Below are 23,979 nucleotides of genomic sequence, written 5' to 3' on the forward strand. Positions count from 1 at the left end.
TCCCGATCCGGGTCCGCCCCGATCCGGGCTGTCGGTGCCACCGCGTAGGGTCTCGACCGTGGCGCTCGCCCTCTACCGCAAGTACCGTCCGGCGACCTTCGCAGAGGTCGTCGGCCAAGAGCACGTCACCGAACCGCTGCGCACCGCACTGTCGGCGCAGCGCATCAACCACGCTTACCTGTTCTCCGGGCCGCGCGGCTGCGGCAAGACCTCCAGCGCGCGCATCCTCGCCCGGTCGTTGAACTGCGCCCAAGGCCCGACGCCGGACCCGTGCGGTGAGTGCGACTCGTGCGTGGCGCTGGCCCCGGAGGGGTCCGGCAGCGTCGACGTCGTGGAACTCGACGCGGCCAGCCACGGTGGCGTCGACGACACCCGCGAACTGCGCGATCGGGCGTTCTTCGCGCCCGCCCAGTCGCGGTACCGGATCTTCATCATCGACGAGGCCCACATGGTCACCACGCAGGGCTTCAACGCCCTGCTGAAGATCGTCGAGGAACCTCCGGAACACCTCATCTTCGTGTTCGCCACGACCGAACCGGACAAGGTGCTCACCACCATCCGGTCCCGGACGCACCACTACCCGTTCCGGCTGATGCCGCCCGGCGTCATGCGCGACCTGCTCGAACGCATCTGCGGCGACGAAGGCGTGCAGGTCGAACCGGCCGTGTACCCGCTGGTGATCCGCGCGGGCGGCGGCTCGGCGCGCGACACGCTCAGCGTGCTCGACCAGCTGCTCGCCGGGGCCGGGGACGAAGGCGTCACCTACGAGCGGGCCGTGGCGCTGCTCGGCGTCACCGACGTGGCGCTGATCGACGACATGGTCGACGCGCTCGCCGCAGGCGACGGCGGATCGGTGTACGGCACCGTGGACAAGCTCGTCGAAGCCGGGCACGACCCGCGCCGCTTCGCCGCCGACCTGCTCGACCGGCTCCGCGACCTCGTGCTGCTGCACGCCGTGCCCGACGCGGGCACCCGCGGGCTCATCGACACGGCGGGCGACGAGCTCACCAAGATGCAGAGCCAGACCGAGCAGCTCGGCGCGGCCACGCTGTCCCGGTACGCGGAGATCGTGCACACCGGGCTGCAGGACATGCGCGGGGCGACCGCTCCTCGGTTGCTGCTGGAACTGCTGTGCGCTCGGATGATGCTGCCCGCCGTGTCCGAGGCGGAAAGCGCGCTGCTGCAACGCGTCGAGCAGGTCGAGCGGCGGATGACGCTGGCGCCCCCGGCGGCTCCGGCCGAATCCGGCGCTGCTCCCTCGGCTCCCGCTCCCGCTCCCGCTGCCACTGCCGCTCCCGCTGCGGAGGCGGCTCCGGCAGGTGGTCGGCGGGTGTTCCAGCGGCCCAGCGACCGGCAGGCGTCCGGCGGCTCCGACGGCGCGGACCGGCAGGCGCCGGCCGCCGCGCCGAAGGCCGCGAGCGAACCCGCCGCCGAGCAGCCCGCCGAGCAACGGCCTGCGGTCGAACGGCCGGCGGCCGAGCAGCGGCCCGCGAACGAGCAGCGCGAACCGGAGCCCGAGCAGCCGGTCGCGCAGCAGCAACCCGCCGCTCCCGCTGAACAGCCCGCCGCCCCGGCGCCCGCCGCGAACGGCGACGCGGATCGACGCCCGAGCGCTCCCGCCGCGTCGCAGGAACCGGCTCGCCCCGCTGCCGCGCCCCCGCAGTCCGAACCGTCCGAGCCCGCCGTCGCCGAACCGGGCGCCGCGCACTCCGCAGGCTTCGGCGCCGCCGACGTGCGCCGGGTGTGGGCGGACCTGCTGCGGGCCGTGGCGCAGCGCAATCGGCCGACGCAGGCGTTGCTGCTCAACGCCACGGTGCACGACTACGTCGACGGCGCGCTGGTGCTGACGATGCCCACCTCCGGGTTGGTGAAGCAGTTCGCGCAGCAGCGCCGCATCGACTTCGTGCGCGAGGCGATGAGCGAGGTGCTCGGCGCGGGGCCGGACTACGAGGTGCGGTGCGTCGAAGCAGGGTCCGCGCCCGCTCCGCAGCGCCCCGCCGGTGCGGGCTCGGCCGGCAACGGTGCGAAGAAGGAACCGCCGCCGCCCGCCGCTCCGCCGACCTACAGCCGCCCGAGCGCCGCCCGGCAGCAAGCGCAGGCGCAGCAGCCCGCGCCGGACTCCGGCAACGGTGGCCAGGGCAAATCCGCCCCGGAGCGCCCCGCGCGGCCGTCCGGGGCCAACGGCCGTGCGCGGTCGTCTTCCGACGACATCCCGCCGCCGCCGGAGCCGCCGCCGGACGACGAGCCGCCACCGGAAGACGCCCTCCCGCCCGCACCGCCGCCGGACGACGAGGACGAGGAAGCCATGATCGCGGGCTCCTCCCCGGCCTCGGAGGCCGAAGCGGCTCCGCGCCGCGACCGCGAGGAGGAGGCCGTCGAGCTCTTCGCCGCCGAACTCGGCGCCCGCAAGATCGACGACTGACCGGGGCACATCCCGCAGCAGCAAGAAGAACGGCGCACGCCCGGATCCGGGCGTGCGCCGTTTCTCGTGCGCGGAACCGCAGCTCCCGAGCACACCACCCCCGCCACGCTCGCGACTGAGTGAACGGCCCGTTCGTCCAACGGGATTGGACGAACAGGCCGTTCACTCTCATCGGGTCTGCGTCGGGACGGGCTTTGGGCAGGGTGAACGGCCTGTTCGTCCAACGGGATTGGGCGAAGGGTCCGTTCACTCCGAACCGAGGCGCTGCCGCCGCGATCGGCGTTCCGGCGCGGCTCAAGGTCGACGGAGTGAACGGGCCGCTTGTCCAACGGGTTTGGGCGAAGGGTCCGTTCACTCACGCACCAGTGGGTCCCGACGGCGCGGGCGAGTGCTCTGGGCGGGGTGAACGGCCTGTTCGTCCAATGGGATTGGGCGAACGGTCCGTTCACTCTCATCGGGTCTGCGTCGGGAGGGTGCTTTGGGCAGGGCAACGGACCGTTCGTCCAACGGGATGGGACGAACGGGCCGCTCACTCCGGGAGTGGGCGCGCGGGGGTCAGATGAGGTGGCGGGTGAGGAACGCCAGGGCGCGGGGGTAGGCGTTCAAGCGGTTGGAGCGCTTCGCCAAGCCGTGGCCCTCGTCGTCGAACACGAGCAGTTCGCACTCGACGCCGTTGCGGCGCACCGCCTCCGCGAGCTGCTCCGCCTCCGACAGCGGCACCCGCGGGTCGTTCGCCCCGTGGATCACGAACAGCGGCGCGGAGATCTCGTCCACGTGCGTCAGCGGCGACGCCTCGCGCAGGAAATCGGCGTCGTCGGCCAGCGATCCGTACTCCCGCTCCCGGTGCGCCCGACGGTACGGCGAGGTGTTCTCCAGGAACGTCACCAGCGACGAGATGCCCACGATGTCGACCCCGGCCGCCCACCGCCGCGGCTGGAAGGCCAGGCCCGCCAGCACCATGTACCCGCCGTACGAACCGCCCCACAACGCCGACCGGGCCGGGTCGAGGCCGAGTTGCGGGAGCCACTCGTGCAACGCCGCCAAGTCCTGCACCGAGTCCAGCCGCTTGCGCCCGTCGTCGGCGCTGTACCAGCTCTTGCCGTAGCCGGTGGAGCCGCGCACGTTCGGCACCAGCACGGTGTGCCCTTGCGCGGCGAGTCCTTGCACGACGGGGTTGAACGTGCGCACCGATTGGCCTTCCGGGCCGCCGTGGATCATCAGCACGGAGGAGCCGGTCGGCTCGGCGGGTTCGTAGACGAAGCAGGGCACCTCGGCGCCGGGCACCCGGTGCGCGGTCGGCGTCGCGAGCCGTTCACCGGCGAGCGCGGCGGCGGAGTCGGTCATCGTGATCGGCGGCGCCTCCTGCTCGGCGTCGATCACCAGCACGTCGCCGGGCACCTCCGGCGAGCTGAACGAGAGGGCGATGAGCCGCGAATCCGGCGACCACACCGGTGCGGGCAGCGGGAACGAACACCACCCGTCGCCGGGCAGCGGCACCGAGCGGCGCAGCTCCCCGGTCCGCGCGTCGTGCAGCGCGAGCCTCGCGGCGCCGTCCTCGTTGGTCTGCACCAGCAGCGTGCGCCCGTCCGGGGACAACCAGCCCAGCAGGTCGTGCTCCTCGGAGGTCACCAGCCACGTGCGCTGCCCGGTGCGCGCGTCGAGGCGGGCGACACCGGTGCGGTCCCGGTCGGCGTTGGTGCTCACGATCAGCCCGGAGTCGTCGGGCAGCCAGCGGATGTGGGTGCTGCGGGTGTGCTCGCCGAGGCCGGTGAGGGGGCGGAACCGCTCGTCGGCGGTCGCGGGCATCGTGTCGACCAGCAGGATCCGGTCGGACATCGGTTGTGCCCCGGGCAGCGTCAGCGCCAGGTAGTGGCTGTCGGGGGAGGCGACGACCTCCTGCACCATGCCGCCGCCGTCGTAGACGACGATTTCCTCGCCGGTGACCGCGCTGCGGATGACGACGTCGAAGTCGACCCCGTTGCGCCTGTTCGTGGAGTACACGAGCCGGCCGGGCAGCACGTCGAGCAGCCGGTGGACGTACCTCGGGTCGCGCACCAGCGGCTGGAGGTCGCCGAGTTCGGCGGGCCGGGTGCGGCGGCGGTCCAGGCGCATCAGGGAGAGCTGGCCGCGTTCGTTGCCGCCGGTGTCGTGCTGGATGATCGCCGCCCGCTCACCGGGCAGGTAGCGGCCGGTGACGGCACCGGACAGGGCGGTGAGCGCCGTGACGCGGCCGTTCGGGGACAGCTCCACGAGCTGGGTGGAGCCCGATTCGTCTGACCCGGCGAGCACTCGTCCCGCCTCGTCCACGTCGAACGCCCGCCAGCTCGCCAGTTCCAGCAACCGCACCATGTCCACCGCCATGCGCTCACCTTGTCACGCACACCCGCCGCGGTGATCGACCGGTAGGTGATGATCAACACCTCGATCGTTGCGGTGGTCGGCGGCGCCTCGGCATCCCGATGGCGGATTCCGGCGCGCAGCGGAACCGGCAGCGCACGGCCCCGTGAGTGAACGGACCGCTTGCCCAATCCCGTTGGACGAACGGTCCGTTCACCCCATCCGCTCCACACCACGACGCGGAGGTGCCGTCCGCTGGGGCCGCGCCGGTTTCGAGTGAACGGCCCGTTCGTCCGATCCCGTTGGACAAGCGGTCCGTTCACTCCACCCCTGCCAGGGCCTCGGAAGCTCAACCGAGCCGTCGCCCCGGGCTGCGGGTCCGGGTGAACGGACCGTTCGCCCAATCCCGTTGGACGGACGGTCCGTTCACTGCATTTCCGAGGTGCAGGGTGCGTGGTGCGGTGAACGGCCCGTTCGTCCGATCCCGTTGGACAAGCGGTCCGTTCACCGCGGTCGGTGGGCGGCGTGGGGGACATGCTGGGTGGTTGCGCCGGGTGGCGGCGGGGCACGACTACCCTGGTGGTGTGCCCGGTTCGGGCACGTGCCCACGCTGGGTTCGGACCGGTCACGCGACCGGAACGCCGGGTGCGAACGCCACGCGGCGAACTCCAGCGGTGACCAAGAACAGCTCTGGGAGGACCACGGTGCAACCGGGTGGCCAGCCGAACATGCAGCAGATCATGGAACAGGCGCAGCAGATGCAGCAGCAGCTGATGACCGCGCAGCAGGAACTCGCCGACGCGGAGGCCACCGGCACCGCGGGCGGCGGCCTGGTGACGGCGGTCGTCAGCGGCACGGGCGAGCTGAAGTCGGTCGACATCGACCCGAAGGCCGCCGACCCCGAGGACACCGAGACCCTCTCGGACCTGGTGGTGGCCGCGGTGCGCGACGCGAACCGCGCGGCGCAGGAGCTGCAGGCCGAGAAGATGGGTCCGGTGACCGGCGCGCTGGGCGGTCAGGGACTGGGCGGCCTCGGCCTGCCCGGCATGTGACGGAGCGTCCACAGTGTACGAAGGTCCGGTCCAGGACTTGATCGACGAGCTGGGCAGGCTGCCCGGCATCGGTCCGAAGAGCGCCCAGCGCCTCGCCTTCCACCTGCTGGCGGCGGAACCGGCGGACGTGACCCGGCTGCAGGAGGTGCTGCAGAAGGTCAAGGAAGGCGTGATGTTCTGCGAGGTCTGCGGCAACGTCTCCGAGCAGGAGAAGTGCCGGATCTGCCAGGACGCGCGCCGCGACGTGTCGTTGGTGTGCGTGGTGGAGGAGCCCAAGGACGTGCTCGCGGTGGAGCGCACCCGCGAGTTCAAGGGCCGCTACCACGTGCTCGGCGGGGCGCTGGATCCGTTGTCGGGAATCGGGCCGGACCAGCTCCGGGTGCGGCAGCTGCTGACGCGCATCGGCACCGACGAGATCACCGAGGTGATCATCGCGACGGACCCGAACACCGAGGGGGAGGCCACGGCGACGTACCTGGTGCGGATGCTGCGGGACTTCCCCGGTTTGAACGTGACGCGACTGGCTTCGGGGCTCCCGATGGGCGGTGACCTGGAGTTCGCGGACGAGCTGACGCTGGGGCGCGCCCTGTCGGGGCGCCGGTCGATGTGAGCGCGCGCGGGCGGGACGTGCGCCCGCCCGCGCGGTGCTCGCCGCGTGGTGCGCGATGAGCGACTTCGCGGCGGCCCTCGTCGCGGCGGCCGAGCACGCCCGGGCGGCTCCGGCCCGGCTCGGCGGGGTGCGGCTCGTGGCGGTGGACGGGCCGTCGGGTTCCGGCAAGTCCACGTTCGCCGACCTGCTGGTGGCCCGCCTGGACGGCGGCGCCGATTCCGGCCGGGTGCGGCTGATCCGCACCGATGACTTCGCCACGTGGGACGAGCCCGTGCAGTGGTGGCCCCGGTTGCGGGACGGCGTGCTCGAACCGCTGCGGGCGGGGCGCGCCGGGAGCTACCGGCGCACGGAGTGGCCGGGCGGGCGGCCGGTGCTCGGGGCTCGCGTCGAGGTGGCGGTGCCGCGAATCCTGGTGCTGGAAGGGGTTTCCGCTGCTCGCGCTGAGGTAGCACCCGATCTGTCCACGGCGGTCTGGGTGGAGGCGGCGGAGTCGCTGCGGTTGGAGCGCGCCGTGGCCCGCGACGGTGAAGGTTCCCGTCGTGAACTGCGCCGCTGGCAGCGCTTCGAGCGCGAGTGGTTCGCCGCGGACGGCACCCGAGCCCGCGCCGACGTCCACGCCCGCCCGCCGGGCTGATCCCGCGACGGGACGCAATTCGATCTTCGCCGGTGCTCGTTTCCGGCTTCTCGCCGCGCATCGCGGTTCAGGTGAACGGTCCACAATTCGTTGCGCCGTCCGGGTTAATTGATCGTCCTCGGATCATCTGCCGGGGTCATCGAGGATCTTTCGAGGTCAGCGGACGTGATCGGTCCGAAATGAGGACGCGCTGCGAGAGCGGAGGCCGAATTCCCAGTATTTCGGGAACTCGCGGGAAAAAGAAGTGCGCGAAGCCCGCGCGAGTAGCGAGATCGTAACCTCAACTACTCCAAAGGGGCGGCGCGGCGGACTACTGTTCTCGACAATGTGAGACTTGAGACACATCGAGGTGCTTAGATGAGAGCTCCGTCGAGGCCGCTCCGTTCGACCAGCGTCCGGCGTCGGACCGCCGTAGTGGGATTCACCTGCGCATTAGCGGTCGCAGCGGCAGGATGCGCCGAATCGCAGCGCGGCGAAGGCGGTGGTGAAGGCGGCAGCCTCACCTTCGGCGCCGCCGGCGCCCCGGACCTCTTCGACCCGTTCTACGCGTCCGACGGGGAGACGTTCCGGGTGACCCGCCAGATCATGGAGGGTCTCGTCGGGTTCAAGGAGGGCACCGCGGACGTCGAACCCGAACTCGCGGAGCGCTGGGAGCACAGCCCCGACGGCAAGACCTGGACGTTCCACCTGCGCCAGGGCGTGAAGTTCCACGACGGCACCGACTTCAACGGCGAGGCCGTCTGCAAGAACTTCGAGCGCTGGTACGACCAGACCGGCGCGGGCCAGAACAACGCGCTGTCGTACTACTGGATCGAGAACTTCGGCGGCTTCTCCGACGGCGCGAAGCCTTCGCTGTACGCGTCGTGCGAGTCCCCGGACGCCACCACCGCCACGGTGCACCTGACGCGCGCGACCTCGAAGTTCCCCGACCTGCTGGGACTTCCGTCGTTCAGCATGCAGTCGCCGACGGCGATGGAGCGCTACAAGGCCAACGACGTGCGGGCCGTGGGCGACAGCTTCGCCTACCCCGAGTACGCCAGCGCGCACCCCACGGGCACCGGGCCGTTCAAGTTCGCCTCCTACGACTCGGGCAACGCCGCGATCCGGTTGGAGCGCAACGACGAGTACTGGGGCGAGAAGGCCAAGCTCAACGACCTCACGTTCCGGATCATCCCGGACGAGACGACGCGCAAGCAGGAACTCGAATCCGGCGGCATCGACGCCTACGACTTCCCCAACGCCGCCGACCTGAAGGCGTTGCGCGACGCGGGAAACAAGGTCGAGGTCCGCGACCCGTTCAACATCATGTACCTGGGCATCACGCAGAAGAACAACCCGGCGCTGCGGGACCTGCGGGTCCGCCAGGCGCTGGCGCACGCGGTGGACCGGGAGAACCTGGTCAAGGCGAACCTGCCGGAAGGCGCCGAGGTCGCGAAGGAGTTCTACCCGGACACCGTCGACGGCTACGCCGACGACGTGCAGCAGTACCCGCACGACCCGGCACGAGCCAAGCAGCTGCTCGCCGAGGCGGGGGCGTCGGACCTGACGTTGAACTTCTACTGGCCCGCCGAGGTCACCCGGCCGTACATGCCGGACCCGCAGGGCATCTTCAACGCGCTCGCCGAGGACCTCCGCGAAGCCGGGATCACGGTGAACGCGGTGAGCAAGCCGTGGAACGGCGGCTACATCGACGACGTGGACAACGCCCGCGCCGACGTGTTCCTGCTGGGCTGGACCGGCGACTACAACACGCCGGACAACTTCATCGGCACGTTCTTCGGCACCCCGGACAACCGCTTCTACACCGCGGCGTCCCCGTGGGGCGAGCAGCTCGCGACGGAGCTGCGGACCGCCGACGCGGAACCCGACGACGCGCGCCGCGAGGCGCTCTACCAGGAGGTCAACCGCAAGCTGCTCAGCGACTACCTGCCCGCCGTGCCGCTGTCGCACTCGCCGCCGGCGATCGTGGTCAGCGAGCGGGTGCAGGGCCTGGTCCCGTCGCCGCTGACCGCTGAGGAGTTCGCCGGGGTCAGCGTCACCGGGTGACCAGGTGGGGCCGGACGCGCACCCGTCCGCAGGTGACCGCGCGGGTCCCGCGGTCGCGTCCGGCCCCCGCTCCGCAGTTCACGACCGCTCAACGGGGGACGCTTGCTCCGCTACACGATCCGGCGACTGGCACAGCTGGTGCTCGTCGTCTTCGTCCTGTCCATGTTGCTGTTCGGCTGGTTGCGCATGCTGCCCGGCGGGCCCGTTTCGGCGCTGCTCGGCGACCGGGCCACCCCGGAGGCCCGCGCCCAGCTGGAGTCGCAGCTCGGCCTGGACCAGCCGATCTGGGTGCAGTACGGGAAGTTCCTGCTGCGCGCGTTCACCGGTGACTTCGGCACCTCCACCGGGGTGGAGCGGGGCGCGCCGGCGCTGGAGGTCTTCCTGACCCGGTTCCCCGCGACCATCGAGCTCTCGCTGTTCGCGCTGCTGCTGGCGGTGGCCGTGGGCATTCCGCTCGGCTACCTCGCGGCGCGGCGCCGCGGCGGCTGGTGGGACAACATCAGCATCACCTGGTCGCTGGTCGGCGTCGCGGTGCCGGTGTTCTTCCTGGCGTTCCTGCTGAAGTTCGTGTTCGCCGTGCAGCTGGGCGTGCTGCCCGCGTCGGGCAGGCAGGACACCGGGATCCAGGCCACCCACGTCACCGGCTTCTACATCCTCGACGGGCTGCTGACCCGCGAGTGGGACGCGTCGTGGAACGCGTTCGTGCACCTGGTCCTGCCGGCGATCGCGCTGTCCACCATCCCGTTCGCGGTGATCTTCCGGATCACCAGGGCGGCGGTGCTCGACGTGCTCGACGAGGACTACGTGCGCACCGCCCGCGCGAAGGGCCTCAGCGCCATGGTGATCCGCGGCAGGCACGTGCTGCACAACGCGATGCTCCCGGTGGTCACCACCATCGGCCTGCAGACCGGGGCGCTGCTGGCGGGCGCGGTGCTGACCGAGCGGGTGTTCAACATCGCGGGCATCGGCCAAGCCGTCGCCGTCGGCTTCGAACGCAAGGACTTCCCGGTGCTGCAAGTGGTGATCCTCGCGGCGGCGATGGTGTACGTGCTGGTCAACCTGCTCGTCGACCTCTCGTACGCGCTGATCGACCCCAGATTGCGGGCGAGGTGACCATGACGACCCCCACCACGCGCAAGACGCGCATCGACGAGCTCGCCGGAGCGGCGCCCGACGTCGGAGTCAGCCTGGTCGCCTCCGCGTGGCGGCGGGTGCGGCGCAGCCCGGTGTTCCTCGTCGGAGCCACCATCATCGGCCTGTTCGTGCTGCTGGCGCTGCTGGCACCGCTGCTGGCGCCGCACGACCCGGGACTGCACCTGCTGGAGAACCAGGTGTCGCGCGCGGACAACACGATTCCGCCCGCGCAGCCCGGACATCCGCTCGGCGGCGACCAGTACGGCCGGGACCTGTTCTCCCGGTTGCTGCTCGGCTCGCAGCAGACGCTGCTGGTGGCGCTGCTGGCGACCGTGATCGGGCTCGGCGGCGGGCTGGTGCTCGGGCTGCTGGCGGGCGCGTTCGGCGGCTGGGTGGACGCGCTGGTGATGCGCGCCGTGGACGTGCTGCTGTCGGTGCCGTCGCTGCTGCTGGCGGTGTCCATCGGGGCGTTGTTCGCGCAGCAGAGCCAGTTCACGGTGATCCTGGCCGTGGCGATCGTGCAGGTGCCGATCTTCGGCAGGTTGCTGCGGGGCACGATGCTCGCGCAGCGCGCCAGCGATCACGTGCTCGCCGCGCGGGCGCTGGGCGTGCGGGAGAGCGCCATCGTGTTCCGGCACATGCTGCCCAACGCGCTCGGACCGGTCGTCGTGCAGGCCACGCTGGTGCTGGCGGTGGCGATCATCGACGCCGCCGCGCTGTCGTTCCTGGGGCTCGGCGCGGCCGACGACTCGGTTCCCGAGTGGGGCCAGATGCTGGGCGGTGCGCAGGACGTCATCGACTCGCATCCGCAGCTGGCGTTCTGGCCCGCGGGCTGCATCATCCTCGTCGCCCTCGGGTTCACCCTGGTCGGCGAGTCGTTGCGGGACGCCCTGGACCCGAAGCGGCGACGTTGATCGCCGACCTTCCCGTGTGAGGACCTCGGATATGGCATTGCTGGAAGTCCGCGACCTGTCGGTGGTGTTCGCGCGCCGGGGTGAGCCGCCGATGACGGCGGTCGACGGCATCTCCTTCGACGTCGAACCGGGCCGCACCGTCGGCCTGGTCGGGGAGTCCGGGTGCGGCAAGTCCGTCACCTCGCTGGCGATCATGGGCCTGCTGCCGCAGCGCGGCGCGGAGGTGACCGGCTCGGTGCGGTTCGACGGGACGGACCTGCTGGCGCTCGGCAAGAAGGAGCTCGACCGGCGGCGCGGGCGGGACCTGAGCATGGTGTTCCAGGACCCGCTGAGCTCGCTGAACCCGGTGGTGCCAATCGGGTTGCAGGTCTCCGAGGTGATCGAGCGCCACCGCGGCCTCAGCCGCAAGCAGGCGATGCCGGAGGCGTCGGACCTGCTGCGCCGCGTGGGCATCCCGGACCCGACCCGGCGGCTCAAGGAGTACCCGCACCAGCTCTCCGGCGGCATGCGGCAGCGCGCGCTGATCGCGATGGCGCTGGCGTGCCGGCCGCGGTTGCTCATCGCCGACGAGCCGACGACCGCGCTGGACGTGACGATCCAGGCGCAGATCCTGAACCTGCTGGCGAAGCTCGTCGCCGACACCGACACGGCGCTGATCATGATCACGCACGACCTGGGCGTGGTGGCCGGGTTGTGCGACGAGGTCAACGTGCTCTACGCGGGCCGCGTCGTGGAACGGGCTACCCGCCACGAGCTGTTCGCCCGGCCGCGCCACCCCTACACCGCCGGGCTGCTGGCCTCGGTGCCCCGGCTGGATTCGCCGCGGGGGCAACGGCTTTCGCCGATCCGCGGGTCGGTGAGCGACAACATCCCGTGGGACACCGGCTGCGCGTTCTGCCCGCGCTGCCCGAACGCGCTGGAGATCTGCGAACAGGAGCCGCCGGACGTGAGCGTGGACGTGGGGGCGCGGTTGCTGCGCTGCCACAACCCGGTCCGGGAGAACGCCGTGAGCACTGCGGAGCTGTCATGACGAACGAATCCACCGGGAGCGACGCCGGGCCGGACCCCGAGGTGCTGGTCGAGGTCACCGGCCTCGCCGTGCACTTCCCGATCAAGCGCGGCGTCGTGCTGGACCGCACCGTGGGCCACGTCTACGCCGTCGACGGGGTGTCGCTGAGCATCCGGCGCGGCGAGACCTACGGCCTGGTCGGGGAATCCGGCTGCGGGAAGTCCACTTTGGGCAGAGCGCTGCTGCGCCTGGAGCGGCCCACCGCGGGCAGCGTCGTGTTCGACGGCACCGACCTGTCCGCGATGAAGGGCGAACCGCTGCGCCGGATGCGCCGCCGGATGCAGATGGTCTTCCAGGACCCGCTGTCCTCGCTGGATCCGCGGCAATCCGTGGAGGCGCTGCTGGTGGAGGGGATGCGCGCGCACGGGCTCGACCGCGGCCGGGAGGCGACGGCGACGAGGCTCCGCGAACTGCTCACCGCCGTCGGCATGCCCGTCTCCGCGCTGCGCAAGTATCCGCACGAGTTCTCCGGCGGCCAGCGCCAGCGCATCGGCATCGCGCGGGCGCTCGCGGTGGGCCCGGAGCTGATCGTCGCCGACGAACCGGTCTCGGCGCTCGACGTGTCCGTGCAGGCGCAGGTCGTCAACCTGCTCGAAGACCTGCAGGGCGAGTTCGGCCTCACCTACCTGGTCATCGCGCACGACCTCGCCGTGGTGCGCCACATCGCCGACCGGGTCGGCGTGATGTACCTCGGCGGGCTCGTGGAGGAGGCGGCCTCGGACGACCTCTACGCCGAGCCGCTGCACCCGTACACCCGCGCGCTGCTGTCGGCGGTGCCCGTGCCGGATCCGGAGGTGGAGGACCGCCGCGAGCAGATCCTGCTCTCCGGCGACCTGCCCTCACCCGCCGCGCCACCGGCGGGCTGCCGGTTCCACACCCGCTGCCCGTGGAGCAACCCGGACCGCTGCGGTTCGCAACGCCCCGAGCTGCGCACGATCAGCGGCGGCCACCGCGTCGCCTGCCACCACGCCGAAGCCATCCGCGACGGCCTCCTGCACCCCGCCACCGAGCAGACCCCCGACCTCACCCCCCTCCCCACCACCGAACCAGCGACCTGACGTGGTGCTCTCGACGGCTCCAGGCCGGTTCGGGCGGACGTCGGCGGCTTCGGCGTCGCCGAGGTTCCGCTCGACGAGCCACCTCGCGAGGATTCGCTAGCTCGTTGCGAGGTGGTGCTGGACGCGGTCGGCGATCGCGGTGCGTTCATCCGCAAGGCGCTCAGCAGTTGCGGACGGCTGAGCCGAGACCTGGTCAAACTCGCCACCTGAGCGTCTAGCACGCGTACGAGGTCGTAGGGGAACTGATCGAACTGCTCGCACAGGAACTCGTCGACGCCGGTGACCCGTAGTCCCCACAGCACGAGCTGATCGTGTGGGAATCCTCTGCGGTCCCTGGTCGGCAGTACCGTCGCGCTGCCCGCGATGGCAGCTGCCGAGTGCACCCGGTCGTCGGGATCGGCGCCGGGCATGTCGTTGATCAGATGTTCGTACTCGCCCCGAGGCACTTCCCGGTCCGGGAACGCCTCACGAATCGCCTGGCAGAGCCGCTTGACCGCAGTCTCGCTCTTGCGCCCGGAGCGGGGCAGTACCCGGATCATCTCGGCCAAGAGGTCCTCGGTCCACCTGATCTCGAACAGGCCCTCGACATCGCACCGCAGCAGCAGGTCGCAGATGTAATAGGGGTACAGGGTGTTCGTATCGGGGAACACCCGTTCGTCGTCGGCCACGGTTTACCGTCGTTCTTTGCTACGGCAGGTAGAGGTCCTGCTCGGCAATGGTGTCCATCGCGTCGGAGAGCCTGTTCTGCCTGGACGTCTTGTTCTCCAGGTAAGCGTCGAGGTCCGCGACCGCGATCATGCGGTGCGAGCTCCCTGGTTTGTTGCGAGCGGGAATCGTCCCCCTGTCCAGCAACTTGACCAGCAGCGGGCGGGAGATCCCGAGGTAGCCGGCCGCTTCGTTCGGCGTCATCTCGGATTCGGCGTCGGGCGCGATGATGCGGACGCGATGTCCTTCGGCTTGCTCGCGAGCGGTGTGCAGCAGCGCGTCGAGCACTGCTGCAGGCACCTCGTAGTGCACCTGCCGTCCGTCGACGACGAAGACCAGCGTGGCGGAATGCTGTTGCCGGGAGTCGACCACCTCCTCGACGCCCCGCTGCAGCCTCGACGAGGCTTCGCGGGTTGAGGCGTCCGGCCGTGCCAGCTCGAACATCAGGGTCATGGTGCCTCCTCTGCCCACTGCCAGCTTACTGCTATCTGCAGCATCTGCAATTCCACTTTCCGGGCGTCGTGGGGCTCATGCGGGGCGTGCGGGTTCCGGTTCGGTGGTGCCGGTCGGTTGCAAGGGGGTCGGGGTGGAGCGGGGCTGGAGGCTGCCGAGCAGGACTCCGGCGATGACGACCGCGCCCGCGAGGAGCTCGACGGGATGTGGCCGCTCGCCCAGGACGAGCCAGGCCGAGCTGACCCCCACGACCGGGACGAGCAGCGAGAACGGGGCGACCGTGCTCGCCGGGTGCCGCGCCATCAACGCCGTCCAGATCCCCGAACCGAGCACCGTCGCCAGCACCGCGGTGAACGCCAGTCCGCCCAGGGCGGCCCAGCCCGTGGCGGAGGTGAACGAACCGGCGAGCGCGCGCCACCCGAGGCTCGGGCCCTCGACCAGCGCGGAGAGCGCGAACATCGGCAGCGGCGGCACGATCGACATCCACAGCGTCAGGCGCAGCGGGTCCGACGCCTTCGCCTGGCGGTTGCAGAGGTTGCCGAACGCCCAGCCGAGCGCTCCGCACAGCGTGAGCACCACCGGCAGCAGCGCCGCCGCCTGCGCCCGGTGCCAGCCGATCACCGCCATGCCGAGCACGGCCACGACGATGCCGACGGCCTGCGTCGCGCGGATCTTCTCCCGCAGCAGGATTCCGCCCAGCAGCACGGTGAACGGAGCCGACGCCTGCAGCACCAGCGACGCGAGCCCGGTCGGCATCCCCGATTCCAGTGCGAGGAACAGGAACGCGAACTGCAAGGTGCCGAAGCCGAGCCCGTAGCCCAGCAGCCACCGCCACCGCACGTCGGGACGCGGCACCAGCAGCAGCGTCGGGACCGCGATCACCGCGAAGCGCAGCCCGGCGAAGAACATCGGCGGGAACCACCGCAGCGAGAAGTCGATGGCGATGAAGTTGATCCCCCACAGCACGGCTACGAACACGGCGAGGAGACGGTCTCTGGCGTTCACGCTTGCGAGCGTGCTCGGCTGTTCTGTGAAGGACAAGCAATATTGTCTGCACCATCCATGTAGCTTTGCTTCATGGAAGTGCGGAGGTTGCGGTTGCTGCGCGAGCTGGCCGATCGGGGAACGGTGACCGCGGTCGCGAAGGCGCTGGACTACACGCCCTCCGCCGTCTCCCAGCAGATCAGAGCGCTGCAGGCGGAGGCGGGCGTGCCGCTGACCGAACCCGCCGGGCGGGGGCTGCGGCTCACCGACGCGGGCTGGGCGCTGGTGACCAGGGCCGACGAGGTGCTCGCCGCGATGGACCGGATGGACGCGGAGCTCAACAGCTTCCGGTCCGCGCCGCGCGGCACGGTGCGGCTGGCGATGTTCCCGTCCGGCGCGCTGCTGGTGCTGCCCGGACTGCTGCGGCGGCTCGCGGCCGAGCCGCAGCTGCGCCTGGAGTTCCGCGACGTCGACATGACCTCGGCCGAGGTTCCGGGGCTGCTCGCGGACTTCGACGTGGTCGTGACCCACCGGGATGATCACGCGCCGCCGTTCGACGCGGGGCGCGCGGAGATCACTTCGCTCTACCGCGAACCGCTGGACGTGGCGCTGCCGCCGGGACACCGGTTGTCCGGGAACGCGCGGGTGGAGCTCACGGAGCTGGCGGGGGAGCCGTGGATCGGCGTCAACGTCGGGTTCCCCGTGGACGACGTGCTGCGTTCGCTCGCGGTGCGCACCGGGACGCGGCCGGAGGTGGTGCAGCGGGTCAACGACTTCCGCATCACCGAGGCGCTGGTGGCCGCCGGGCACGGCGTGGCCCTGCTGCCGCGCTACCTGGTGGAGAACCCGAACCTGGTGATGCGCCCGCTCGCGGGCGTGCGCGCCGGTCGCAACGTCGAGGCCCTCACCCGCCGAGGTGGCTCCGGCCGTCCCGCCGTGCACGCGGTCCTCGCGGCCCTCCGCGCCGAATCCACGGCCATCACCACCTGAACGGCTGGGGACGAGTCGCGAGATTTCGAGAGAAGTCGAATCACCCGAACGCGGCGCCGCCGCTCACCGAAGCCGAGGTTTCGCTTCTGAGCTGGGGTGATCTTCTGCCTGGTGGTCGGTCCGGCACGCGGGGGTGTTCAATTTCTCGCGAAATTGCGGGGTCACCCGAGCGCGGTCGCGGATCAGGGTGCGCCGTGCTCGCGGGCCCAGCGGGCGATGGCGGCCACCTCGGGGGCGTGGTCGGGGAGGGTGTCCCCGGCGATGCTCACGACGGGGATGTGGCCGGGACGCGCCACGTCCGCGGGCCGCGGCACGAACCCCTTCTCGTGCACCCCGGTGCTGCCCGGCCCCGGAGTGCCCTCCGCGAGGTGGCCGGTGGTGCGCGCGTACCGCGTCAGCACCTGCGGCGCGCGCAGGTCCCGGTCCACGCCGAACCACTGCTGGCTCAGCGGGAAGAGGCCGGACAACGCGTCCCACCAGCCCTCCGCCGCCAGCAGCAGCTCCGGGTGCCGCCGCCGGAGTTCCCCCGCGAGCCGCCGGTAGCCGTCCACCAGCTCGTACCGCGGATCGTTGAACCAGTAGCCGACGGTGTCGAAGAACGCCGCGTCCACGCCGAACTCCCGCACGATCGCCGACACGGAATCGACCAGGTGCGACCGGAATCCCGGCTCGCCGGGGTTGAGGAAGACCTGATCGCCTTCGCCGGTGCGGTCCCCGTCCCAGTCGGGCCGGTTGAGCAGCTCCACGTAGCGCCCGGTGTCGTTCTGGAACACCGAGCTCCGCCAATCCGCGTACTGCGCGACGTTGGCCCCGTGGCCGCCGAACATCGGCATCAGCCGCACCCCGAGCGCGCGGGCGGCGTCGGTGAGCTCGTGGAACCCCCGCTCCCCGCCGAGGTCCGCGCCGGGCCGGTAGCGCGGGTAGTCGTGGTAGTAGCGGCCTTCCCAGCCGGGCAGGTACGCCAGCACCCGGTGCGGCTCGATGTGCCCGGTGACGAAGCGCAGCGCCTCGGCCATGGCGGGGAAGGTGTTGAACACGTGCCCCGTCCAGTGCTGGCCGTGCAGCGTGACGACCAGCGCGACGTCCCGCAGCCAGTCCGGCACGTCGCGGCGCCGCTCCCACGGTTGCAGCCGGTGCGCGCGTTCCACGAAGGACAGGTGCTCGTCGAGGTCGTCGTCGGGGACGGACACGTTGCGGCGCAGCAGGATCGGCGGCACCTGGTACCGGGGCGTTCGCGCGGAGGCGGCGGGCACGTGCACCAGCTCGACGATCCGGCCGGGCGCGTAGGCCGGCCGGTGCACGTGCAGGATCTGGCGCCGCACCAGCGGATCGCGCACGCTCAGCGTCACTTCGCCGCTCGCCGCCCAGGGCGTCGCCCAGTCCGGGCCGGGGTAGTCGAGCTGGAAGCGCCGTCCGCCGGCGCCGTGCTCCTGCCCGCGTCCGGTGTTCGCCGCCCACCACGGCAGGTCGCCGAGCCCGGCGAGCAGCAGCTTCACCGCTTTCACCGGTTCCGCGTGCCGGACGGCGATGGACCACTCGACGCGGTCGCCGCGCCGGTGCACGTCGATGTCGGCACCGCCTTCGGCGGTGCGCTGCCCGCCGAGCAGCGCGAGCCGGTCGCAGCGCAGGTGCCCGTCGTGGAACCGGGTGCTCGCGGGGTCGAGGGCGTACCCGTTGCCGGTGGTGAAGATCTGCACGGCCCAGCGGACGTCGCCGGATTCACCGGGCAGCGGGAAGTACGGGTCGCGGGGGTCGAAGCTCAGGTCCGCGTCGATCAGGGCCATGAGCGCTCCCGCGGGTTCAGGCGGACGGTTCGGTGAAGGTCGACACCTTGTCCAGCAGCGCCGCGAAATCGTCCGCCTCGTCCGCGTCGAAGATCAGCGTGTCGCCGGGTGGGAGCACGACGGCCACTCGGTCGCCCATGACCAGGACCGACACGGTGCGATTCTCGCCCCCCGAGTCACGGCAGGGAATCCGCCATCGGAGGTCTTCGCTGTGGTCGTCGGTCGGCAGCATGTCGTCCAGTCCACCTCGGGCTTGATCCGGGAGCCAGTGCGGCAAAGGACGACTGAACCGCGCGCGGCGGGAAGCGACAAGTGGCGTGGACCGATCGGGTGGCAATCGTGATCAACTTCGCGAACCGGCCGGGCGGGCGACGCGGAGCGTCGCGCTGGGAAAGCGGCCGGCCCCGACAGGCCGGAGGCCTACCGGCCGCTCTCCCGAATATCCCCAGGGGTGAGTCTGATCACAGCAACCTTTTGCCGCGCTGACATTTTCGCCCTTCATGATCGCCCGCGACTACCTCCTTTAGTTGAGTGGATGCGCCGGTGGGGACGGTCCGCCCGGCGGTACCGGTAGTCCGGAAGGCGGATTCCGCGAATCGAATGTTGCGCTGTTCGGCGTCTCGCCGCGCTATGCATGATCCGGCTCCCCGCGCCCGCTCGAAAATGCGAATTCCGACGCTCCTGCCAGCGACGACGTGAATTCCTGCGGAGGGTGATCGGGTGTGCGCGCACTGCGGTCGGCGGCGGGATTGCGTCATTCGACACGGATGGATGGGATCTCGGCGCACGGTGCGAAATGGTGGGGCGGCGCAGAACGCCGGGCGCCCGGCCGAGCGAGCGCCCTCCGCCAGGCGCCGAGTTTTTCGAGGAGTGGAGTTGATCGACCGGGTGACGCCCGCGGTGACGGCGATCGTGTTCGGCGTCCTGCTGGCGGTGCTGCTGTTCGTCCCGTTCGTGGCTCGCGAATACCGCTGGCGCGGCGACATCGGCGTCGGCAGGTTGGTGGTCGTGCTCGGCTTCGTCGTGCACTGCTGGGCGTTGATGACCTACACCCTGCTGCCGCTTCCCGAGGTGTCGCCGGGTTTCTGCGCCACCGACGAGTACGCGCCGCAACTGGTTCCGCTGCACTTCCTCGACGACGTCCGCGCCGCCAGCTGGGGTGCGGGTGCGCTGGTGCGGGACCAGATGGTGGGGCAGGCGCTGCTGAACGTGGCGCTGTTCGTGCCGCTGGGCATGTTCGTGCGGCACCTGTTCCGGTTCGGCCGGTTCGGGACGATCGCGGTCGGGTTCGGCGCTTCGCTGCTGATCGAGTCGACGCAGCTCACCGGGGTCTGGTTCCTCTACCCGTGCGCGTACCGGCTGTTCGACGTGGACGACCTGCTGATGAACACGGCGGGCGCCGCGTTCGGCCTGCTGCTGACGCCGGTGCTGGAACTGGTCGGCGGGAAGCCCCCTGAGCGCCCGCTCACGCCGCGCCGGGTGACGCCGGGACGCCGCTTGCTGGGCATGGCCTGCGATGCGGCGGCGGTGACGCTGACCGGCGCCGCGCTGCACGGCGCGGCCGTGGCGGTGCTGGTCCTGACCACCGGGGCGTCGCCGTCGGTGGCGCTGCCGGAGCCCGCGCGGGCCGTGTTGAACGCCTGGCTGCCGGGGGCGTTGGTGCTGCTGGTGCCGACCTTGATCGGCAGCGGCGGCACGCTGGGGCAGCGCGCGGTGCTGCTGCGACCGGCGCTGCCCGACGGTGCGCTGCCCGGCAAGGCGCGGCTGCTGATCCGGTTGTTGTTCGGCAGCGGTCAGTACGTGCTGCTGATCGGCTTCGCCGACCTCGGTCCGGGCGAGCTGAACCGGGTGGCGGCCGGTTTCATCGCGGGCACCGCGATCGCGGTGTGGTGCACCGCGAACCACCGCGGCCTCTCCGCCTGGCTGACCGGCCTGTCCATCATGGACACGAGGATGCCGCGCTCGAAGTTCCGCCACCGCAAGGGAGATCCGTTCACCCCGGGCGAGACGATCCTCGTCGGCAGTCTCCCCACCTTCGAACCCGGCGGCCGCGACCTCCGCGACCTCGTCGACCCCAGAGGAGTCGGCGCCCACCGCCGCCCGGACTCCTGATCATCACTCGGTCGCCTTCGGGTGCGCGGTGCCCGCACCGACGACCCACACGGTCGCCCGATCCACGTCCAGCAGGTACCAGACCCGGGCGGCCCCGGTGACCTCGAGCTGCCACAGCGGCAGCGTTCGACCCTCGAACGTGCCGGTTCGCAGTGATCCCTTCATGGGATGGTGGCGCGGTGTCGGCGGCGACGGCGCGGGAGCAGAGCTCATCTGCTCCCAAGCCCACCGGGTATTGGCCGGCGCGGCCTGGCGCAGTTCGTCCCAGCCCTTTCCTGCCTTGTTGTCTCCGCAACGGACCTCCCACTTGTCCGGCCCAGCAGGGGGAGCGACTCGGTGCTTGCGCCTCGTCTGGTTCATGCGCCCGGAGGGATGGTCGCCGTACCGTGGTCTTCGGCATCATTGGTCAGCTGTGAGAACAGCTCGGGGTCGGCGTGTACCTCGGCGGTGTGCCGCCATTCCGTGATGACCTGGACAACCGGGGCGTGGTTGTCGACCGATTCAGCTGCGCGCAGAGTTTCCACCAGCTCCACGACAAAGGCTCGGACGTCTTCGGCGGGCAGGAAGCGCACCCAGGGGAAGGCTTCGGGAACGACGTCCACCAGCAGGCTCAGCGCCGCCTTGTCGTGCCGCATCATGGCGACGAACATGCGCGTGGTCGCCGAGACCAGCTCGGTCTCCTGCGCGGCATGGGCGGCTGTGGTCAACATCAGGTCCTCGTCGCCGCGGCGGCGCAGGCGCATCGTGTGAGCCGGATGGGTGTCGAGCTTCGCGAGCGTGGCCTTCGGTGGTTGATCAGCTCGGAGAATGGTGTCTCGACCGTGGCAGCCATACTTTAAAACCAGTTTGAAAGTCGTCCGCTGGAAAGGCCGCGCAGGCCACCGAGGACACGAGGATGTCGCGCTCGAAGTTCCGCCACCGCAGGGGAGATCCGTTCACCCCACCGCCGCCCAGGCCCGTGAGCGGGACGCGCAGGCCGGAAGGGCTCTCAAGCGGGGCGGCACAGGCAGAACTCGTTTCCCCCCGCGGTGCTCGGCTTGCCGGTGAGCGCTTTCGTCCGCATCCGGCCCGCTCCCGAAGATCGCCGCGCTGGCTACCCACACCGCGATGGGCACCGCGTTCACCATGCTCGACTTCGCGACCTTGTACGACCCGGTCGTATACCTGGACAGTCTCAGCGGAGCGATCTACCTCGAAAAGCCGCGCCCGCACCCCGTTTCCGGGTGCGGGCGCGGCTCTTCCTCGCGGAGGGGTTCAGCCGGTGGTCACCGGTGGGCCCGGTTCACCGCCGAGACGACCGCGCGCAGCGAAGCCGTGACGGTGGAGGTGTCGATGCCCGCGCCCCAGAAGATCTCGTCGCCGACGGCGCACTCCAGGTAGGACGCGGCGCGCGCGTCGTCGCCCGCGGTGAGGGCGTGCTCGTTGTAGTCCATGACGCGCACGTCGTGGCCGATGGTGCTCAGCGCGTCCACGAACGCGGCGATGGGGCCGTTGCCGGAGCCGGTGATCTCCTGCTCGGTGCCGTCCACGACGACTTTCGCCGTCACCGTCTCGTGGCCCGTTTCGCCGCTGAGGGAGCGGGAGACCAGCTCCAGCGGGGTGCGCGGCTCCAGGTACTCCTCGGAGAACACCTGCCACATCGCGTCCGGCGAGACCTCGCCGCCGCCGGAGTCCGTGCGGGCCTGCACCAGCTTCGAGAACTCGATCTGCAGCTTGCGCGGCAGGTCCAGCTGGTGCTCGCTCTTCATCACGTACGCGACGCCGCCCTTGCCGGACTGCGAGTTCACCCGGATCACGGCCTCGTAGCTGCGGCCGACGTCCTTCGGGTCGATGGGCAGGTACGGGACCTCCCACTCGTTGTCGGCCACGTCGACGCCCGCGCGCTCGGCCTCGACCCGGACCGCCTCCAGGCCCTTGTTGATGGCGTCCTGGTGGCTGCCGGAGAACGCGGTGTAGACGAGCTCGCCGCCCCACGGGTGGCGCTCGTGCACCGGCAGCTGGTTGCAGTGCTCCACGGTGCGCTTGATGTGGTCGATGTCCGAGAAGTCGATCTGCGGGTCGACGCCCTGGCTGAACAGGTTCATGCCCAGCGCCACCAGGTCCACGTTGCCGGTGCGCTCGCCGTTGCCGAACAGGCAGCCCTCGATGCGGTCGGCGCCCGCCTGGTAGCCCAGCTCGGCGGCGGCGATGCCGGTGCCGCGGTCGTTGTGCGGGTGCAGCGACAGGATCACCGAGTCGCGGCGCGCCAGGTTCCGGTGCATCCACTCGATGGAGTCCGCGTAGACGTTCGGCGTGGCCATCTCCACCGTCGCCGGCAGGTTCAGGATCACCGGGTTGTCCGGGGTGGCCTGCCAGATCTCGGTGACCGCGTCGCACACCTCGGCGGCGTAGGACAGCTCGGTGCCGGTGTAGGACTCGGGGGAGTACTGGAAGCGGAAGTCGGTGTCGGAGTACTTGCTCGCGTACTCCAACGCCAGCTCGGCGCCCATCTTGGCGATCTTCTTGATGCCCTCGCGCTCCTCGCGGAACACCACGCGGCGCTGCAGGATCGACGTCGAGTTGTAGACGTGCACGATGGCGCGCGGCGCGCCCTCCAACGAGGCGAAGGTGCGCTCGATCAGCTCCGGGCGACACTGCGTCAGCACCTGGATGCGCACGTCCTCGGGGATCGCGCCGTCCTCGATGATCTCGCGGACGAAGTCGTAGTCCGTCTGGCTCGCCGCCGGGAAACCGACCTCGATCTCCTTGTAGCCCATCTTGACCAGCAGGTCGAACATGCGGCGCTTGCGGGCGGGCGACATCGGGTCGATCAGAGCCTGGTTGCCGTCGCGCAGGTCGACCGCGCACCACAGCGGGGCGCGGGTGATGCGCTGGTCCGGCCAGGTGCGGTCCGGCAGCGATACGTCCTCGACCAGCTCGTGGAACGGGCGGTAGCGGTGAACGGGCATCGAGGAACCGCGCTGCGGGTTCCACGGAGCTTGATCGGCAGGGGCCGGGCGGGACGGGGTGCGAACCTTGCCCGCGAACGGTGCTTGCGGTTCCTGCGCGGAAGTCATCTGCGTTGTCTCCTGCTGGTGGGTGTCTGAATTCGAACCAGACGACCGACAGGTTGCTACCCCGCGACGAGGGGCCGGTCTAACTGACCCCGTCGCGGCGGCGAAGCAGGAGAACGCGTGCCACGTCCGCCAGGTTAACCGCACGAGGTGCCCGGGACGCAACCCGCTATCCCACATGCTGGGTCGGCAGCGACCGCCATGCGGCGGAATGGCCTGGTCGCCGGGGAGGGCAGACTGGGGATCATGGCTGCGAAAAAGGGGCGCTCCGGTGTCGCCACCCTGATCAACGGCGCGGGCTTCCTGCTCGCCGTCATCCTGGTGCTGCACATCGTCCTGGTGCTGTTCCACCTGCCCAGCGAGAACGGGCTGGCCGATTCGGTGCGCGGCGCCGCCGAGCCGCTGGCGCTGTTCTTCCCCGGCCTGATCCAGACGACCAACGCCCAGCTCCAGCTGCTGTTCGACTACGGCCTGGCCGCCGCGTTCTGGGTCCTGGTGGCCAGCCTCCTGGCCCGCGTGTTCGGCTGAGCACCGGCCCGGATGCGCTCGGTGAGCGCAGGTCACGAGCCAGCTACGGGAGCTACCCGGCGGTAGTTCTCGGGGGTTGTCGCGTGTCACACTT

20 protein-coding genes are annotated in these 23,979 nt (G+C 70.9%); 12 read left to right on the plus strand and 8 right to left on the minus strand.

What is annotated here, in order from left to right; all coding sequences use genetic code 11:
- Nucleotides 1–58 precede the first annotated feature (58 nt).
- Nucleotides 59–2,422 carry a DNA polymerase III subunit gamma and tau gene (locus ACWD38_RS07950; protein WP_450123641.1) on the plus strand — a complete coding sequence of 788 codons (2,364 nt, stop codon included), beginning with the start codon at nucleotides 59–61 and terminating at the stop codon, nucleotides 2,420–2,422.
- Nucleotides 2,423–2,977: 555 nt separating this feature from the next.
- Here ACWD38_RS07950 and ACWD38_RS07955 read toward each other — a convergent pair.
- The gene (locus tag ACWD38_RS07955; protein ID WP_184483718.1) at nucleotides 2,978–4,783 is read right to left on the minus strand and encodes an alpha/beta hydrolase family protein; all 1,806 of its coding nucleotides are present in this window, start codon (nucleotides 4,781–4,783) and stop codon (nucleotides 2,978–2,980) included.
- Nucleotides 4,784–5,463: 680 nt separating this feature from the next.
- Between ACWD38_RS07955 and ACWD38_RS07960 the strand changes: the two genes are divergently transcribed.
- From ACWD38_RS07960 to ACWD38_RS07995, 8 genes are all read left to right on the plus strand, one after another.
- Complete coding sequence (locus tag ACWD38_RS07960) at nucleotides 5,464–5,811, plus strand: YbaB/EbfC family nucleoid-associated protein (protein ID WP_184485895.1); 348 nt, start codon at nucleotides 5,464–5,466, stop codon at nucleotides 5,809–5,811.
- 13 nt (nucleotides 5,812–5,824) lie between these two features.
- Nucleotides 5,825–6,421: a recombination mediator RecR gene (gene recR / locus ACWD38_RS07965; RefSeq protein WP_184483715.1), complete on the plus strand. Its 597-nt coding sequence runs from the start codon at nucleotides 5,825–5,827 to the stop codon at nucleotides 6,419–6,421.
- Between the two features lie 55 nt (nucleotides 6,422–6,476).
- Nucleotides 6,477–7,055: a uridine kinase family protein gene (locus ACWD38_RS07970; protein WP_450123642.1), complete on the plus strand. Its 579-nt coding sequence runs from the start codon at nucleotides 6,477–6,479 to the stop codon at nucleotides 7,053–7,055.
- A 357-nt stretch (nucleotides 7,056–7,412) separates the two neighbouring features.
- Nucleotides 7,413–9,101 carry an ABC transporter substrate-binding protein gene (locus tag ACWD38_RS07975; protein WP_184483713.1) on the plus strand — a complete coding sequence of 563 codons (1,689 nt, stop codon included), beginning with the start codon at nucleotides 7,413–7,415 and terminating at the stop codon, nucleotides 9,099–9,101.
- Between the two features lie 102 nt (nucleotides 9,102–9,203).
- Nucleotides 9,204–10,214: an ABC transporter permease gene (locus tag ACWD38_RS07980; protein WP_450123643.1), complete on the plus strand. Its 1,011-nt coding sequence runs from the start codon at nucleotides 9,204–9,206 to the stop codon at nucleotides 10,212–10,214.
- Between the two features lie 2 nt (nucleotides 10,215–10,216).
- Entirely contained in the window at nucleotides 10,217–11,149 is a 933-nt protein-coding gene (locus tag ACWD38_RS07985) for an ABC transporter permease (RefSeq protein ID WP_450123644.1), read from the plus strand.
- A gap of 31 nt (nucleotides 11,150–11,180) precedes the next feature.
- The gene (locus ACWD38_RS07990; protein ID WP_184483707.1) at nucleotides 11,181–12,179 is read left to right on the plus strand and encodes an ABC transporter ATP-binding protein; all 999 of its coding nucleotides are present in this window, start codon (nucleotides 11,181–11,183) and stop codon (nucleotides 12,177–12,179) included.
- On the plus strand, nucleotides 12,176–13,276 hold the full coding sequence (locus ACWD38_RS07995) for an ABC transporter ATP-binding protein (RefSeq protein WP_450123645.1): 1,101 nt from the start codon (nucleotides 12,176–12,178) through the stop codon (nucleotides 13,274–13,276). The genes ACWD38_RS07990 and ACWD38_RS07995 overlap by 4 nt, the downstream gene beginning before the upstream one ends.
- A 687-nt stretch (nucleotides 13,277–13,963) precedes the next feature.
- Here ACWD38_RS07995 and ACWD38_RS08000 read toward each other — a convergent pair.
- Both ACWD38_RS08000 and ACWD38_RS08005 read right to left on the minus strand, forming a co-directional pair.
- Nucleotides 13,964–14,434, minus strand: a complete 471-nt coding sequence (locus ACWD38_RS08000) for a helix-turn-helix domain-containing protein (RefSeq protein ID WP_184483703.1) — start codon at nucleotides 14,432–14,434, stop codon at nucleotides 13,964–13,966.
- A gap of 75 nt (nucleotides 14,435–14,509) precedes the next feature.
- A complete protein-coding gene (locus ACWD38_RS08005; protein WP_450123646.1) occupies nucleotides 14,510–15,439 on the minus strand; it encodes an EamA family transporter in 930 nt (309 codons plus the stop codon).
- 72 nt (nucleotides 15,440–15,511) lie between these two features.
- Between ACWD38_RS08005 and ACWD38_RS08010 the strand changes: the two genes are divergently transcribed.
- Nucleotides 15,512–16,408, plus strand: a complete 897-nt coding sequence (locus ACWD38_RS08010; RefSeq protein WP_184483699.1) for a LysR family transcriptional regulator — start codon at nucleotides 15,512–15,514, stop codon at nucleotides 16,406–16,408.
- A gap of 182 nt (nucleotides 16,409–16,590) precedes the next feature.
- Here ACWD38_RS08010 and ACWD38_RS08015 read toward each other — a convergent pair whose 3' ends face one another.
- Both ACWD38_RS08015 and ACWD38_RS08020 read right to left on the minus strand, forming a co-directional pair.
- Nucleotides 16,591–18,192: a hypothetical protein gene (locus ACWD38_RS08015; protein ID WP_450123647.1), complete on the minus strand. Its 1,602-nt coding sequence runs from the start codon at nucleotides 18,190–18,192 to the stop codon at nucleotides 16,591–16,593.
- Nucleotides 18,193–18,208: 16 nt separating this feature from the next.
- A complete protein-coding gene (locus ACWD38_RS08020) occupies nucleotides 18,209–18,346 on the minus strand; it encodes a hypothetical protein (RefSeq protein WP_246457106.1) in 138 nt (45 codons plus the stop codon).
- A 722-nt stretch (nucleotides 18,347–19,068) separates the two neighbouring features.
- Between ACWD38_RS08020 and ACWD38_RS08025 the strand changes: the two genes are divergently transcribed.
- A complete protein-coding gene (locus tag ACWD38_RS08025) occupies nucleotides 19,069–20,304 on the plus strand; it encodes a VanZ family protein (RefSeq protein ID WP_184483693.1) in 1,236 nt (411 codons plus the stop codon).
- Between the two features lie 3 nt (nucleotides 20,305–20,307).
- On the opposite strand, the gene ACWD38_RS08030 is transcribed toward ACWD38_RS08025, so the two are convergent.
- The 3 genes from ACWD38_RS08030 to leuA form a co-directional block, all read right to left on the minus strand.
- A complete protein-coding gene (locus ACWD38_RS08030; protein WP_246457105.1) occupies nucleotides 20,308–20,469 on the minus strand; it encodes a hypothetical protein in 162 nt (53 codons plus the stop codon).
- A gap of 191 nt (nucleotides 20,470–20,660) precedes the next feature.
- Nucleotides 20,661–21,047 carry a DUF6247 family protein gene (locus tag ACWD38_RS08035; RefSeq protein ID WP_450123648.1) on the minus strand — a complete coding sequence of 129 codons (387 nt, stop codon included), beginning with the start codon at nucleotides 21,045–21,047 and terminating at the stop codon, nucleotides 20,661–20,663.
- 522 nt (nucleotides 21,048–21,569) lie between these two features.
- Complete coding sequence (gene leuA / locus ACWD38_RS08040; protein ID WP_450123649.1) at nucleotides 21,570–23,360, minus strand: 2-isopropylmalate synthase; 1,791 nt, start codon at nucleotides 23,358–23,360, stop codon at nucleotides 21,570–21,572.
- A 243-nt stretch (nucleotides 23,361–23,603) separates the two neighbouring features.
- Between leuA and ACWD38_RS08045 the strand changes: the two genes are divergently transcribed.
- Nucleotides 23,604–23,885 carry a hypothetical protein gene (locus tag ACWD38_RS08045; RefSeq protein ID WP_184483685.1) on the plus strand — a complete coding sequence of 94 codons (282 nt, stop codon included), beginning with the start codon at nucleotides 23,604–23,606 and terminating at the stop codon, nucleotides 23,883–23,885.
- The last annotated feature ends 94 nt before the right edge of the window (nucleotides 23,886–23,979 follow it).

It is taken from the genome of Saccharopolyspora sp. NPDC002578, assembly GCF_053592695.1.

Coding starts and splice junctions, on each gene's coding strand:
- ACWD38_RS08000 (WP_184483703.1), bottom strand. CDS start 14,434: ATGACCCTGATGTTCGAGCTGGCACGGCCGGACGCCTCAACCCGCGAA.
- leuA (WP_450123649.1), bottom strand. CDS start 23,360: ATGACTTCCGCGCAGGAACCGCAAGCACCGTTCGCGGGCAAGGTTCGC.
- ACWD38_RS07995 (WP_450123645.1), top strand. CDS start 12,176: ATGACGAACGAATCCACCGGGAGCGACGCCGGGCCGGACCCCGAGGTG.
- ACWD38_RS08035 (WP_450123648.1), bottom strand. CDS start 21,047: ATGCGCCTGCGCCGCCGCGGCGACGAGGACCTGATGTTGACCACAGCC.
- ACWD38_RS07955 (WP_184483718.1), bottom strand. CDS start 4,783: ATGGCGGTGGACATGGTGCGGTTGCTGGAACTGGCGAGCTGGCGGGCG.
- ACWD38_RS07990 (WP_184483707.1), top strand. CDS start 11,181: ATGGCATTGCTGGAAGTCCGCGACCTGTCGGTGGTGTTCGCGCGCCGG.
- ACWD38_RS07985 (WP_450123644.1), top strand. CDS start 10,217: ATGACGACCCCCACCACGCGCAAGACGCGCATCGACGAGCTCGCCGGA.
- ACWD38_RS08045 (WP_184483685.1), top strand. CDS start 23,604: ATGGCTGCGAAAAAGGGGCGCTCCGGTGTCGCCACCCTGATCAACGGC.
- ACWD38_RS08030 (WP_246457105.1), bottom strand. CDS start 20,469: ATGAAGGGATCACTGCGAACCGGCACGTTCGAGGGTCGAACGCTGCCG.
- ACWD38_RS07975 (WP_184483713.1), top strand. CDS start 7,413: ATGAGAGCTCCGTCGAGGCCGCTCCGTTCGACCAGCGTCCGGCGTCGG.
- ACWD38_RS08015 (WP_450123647.1), bottom strand. CDS start 18,192: ATGGCCCTGATCGACGCGGACCTGAGCTTCGACCCCCGCGACCCGTAC.
- ACWD38_RS08010 (WP_184483699.1), top strand. CDS start 15,512: ATGGAAGTGCGGAGGTTGCGGTTGCTGCGCGAGCTGGCCGATCGGGGA.
- ACWD38_RS07970 (WP_450123642.1), top strand. CDS start 6,477: ATGAGCGACTTCGCGGCGGCCCTCGTCGCGGCGGCCGAGCACGCCCGG.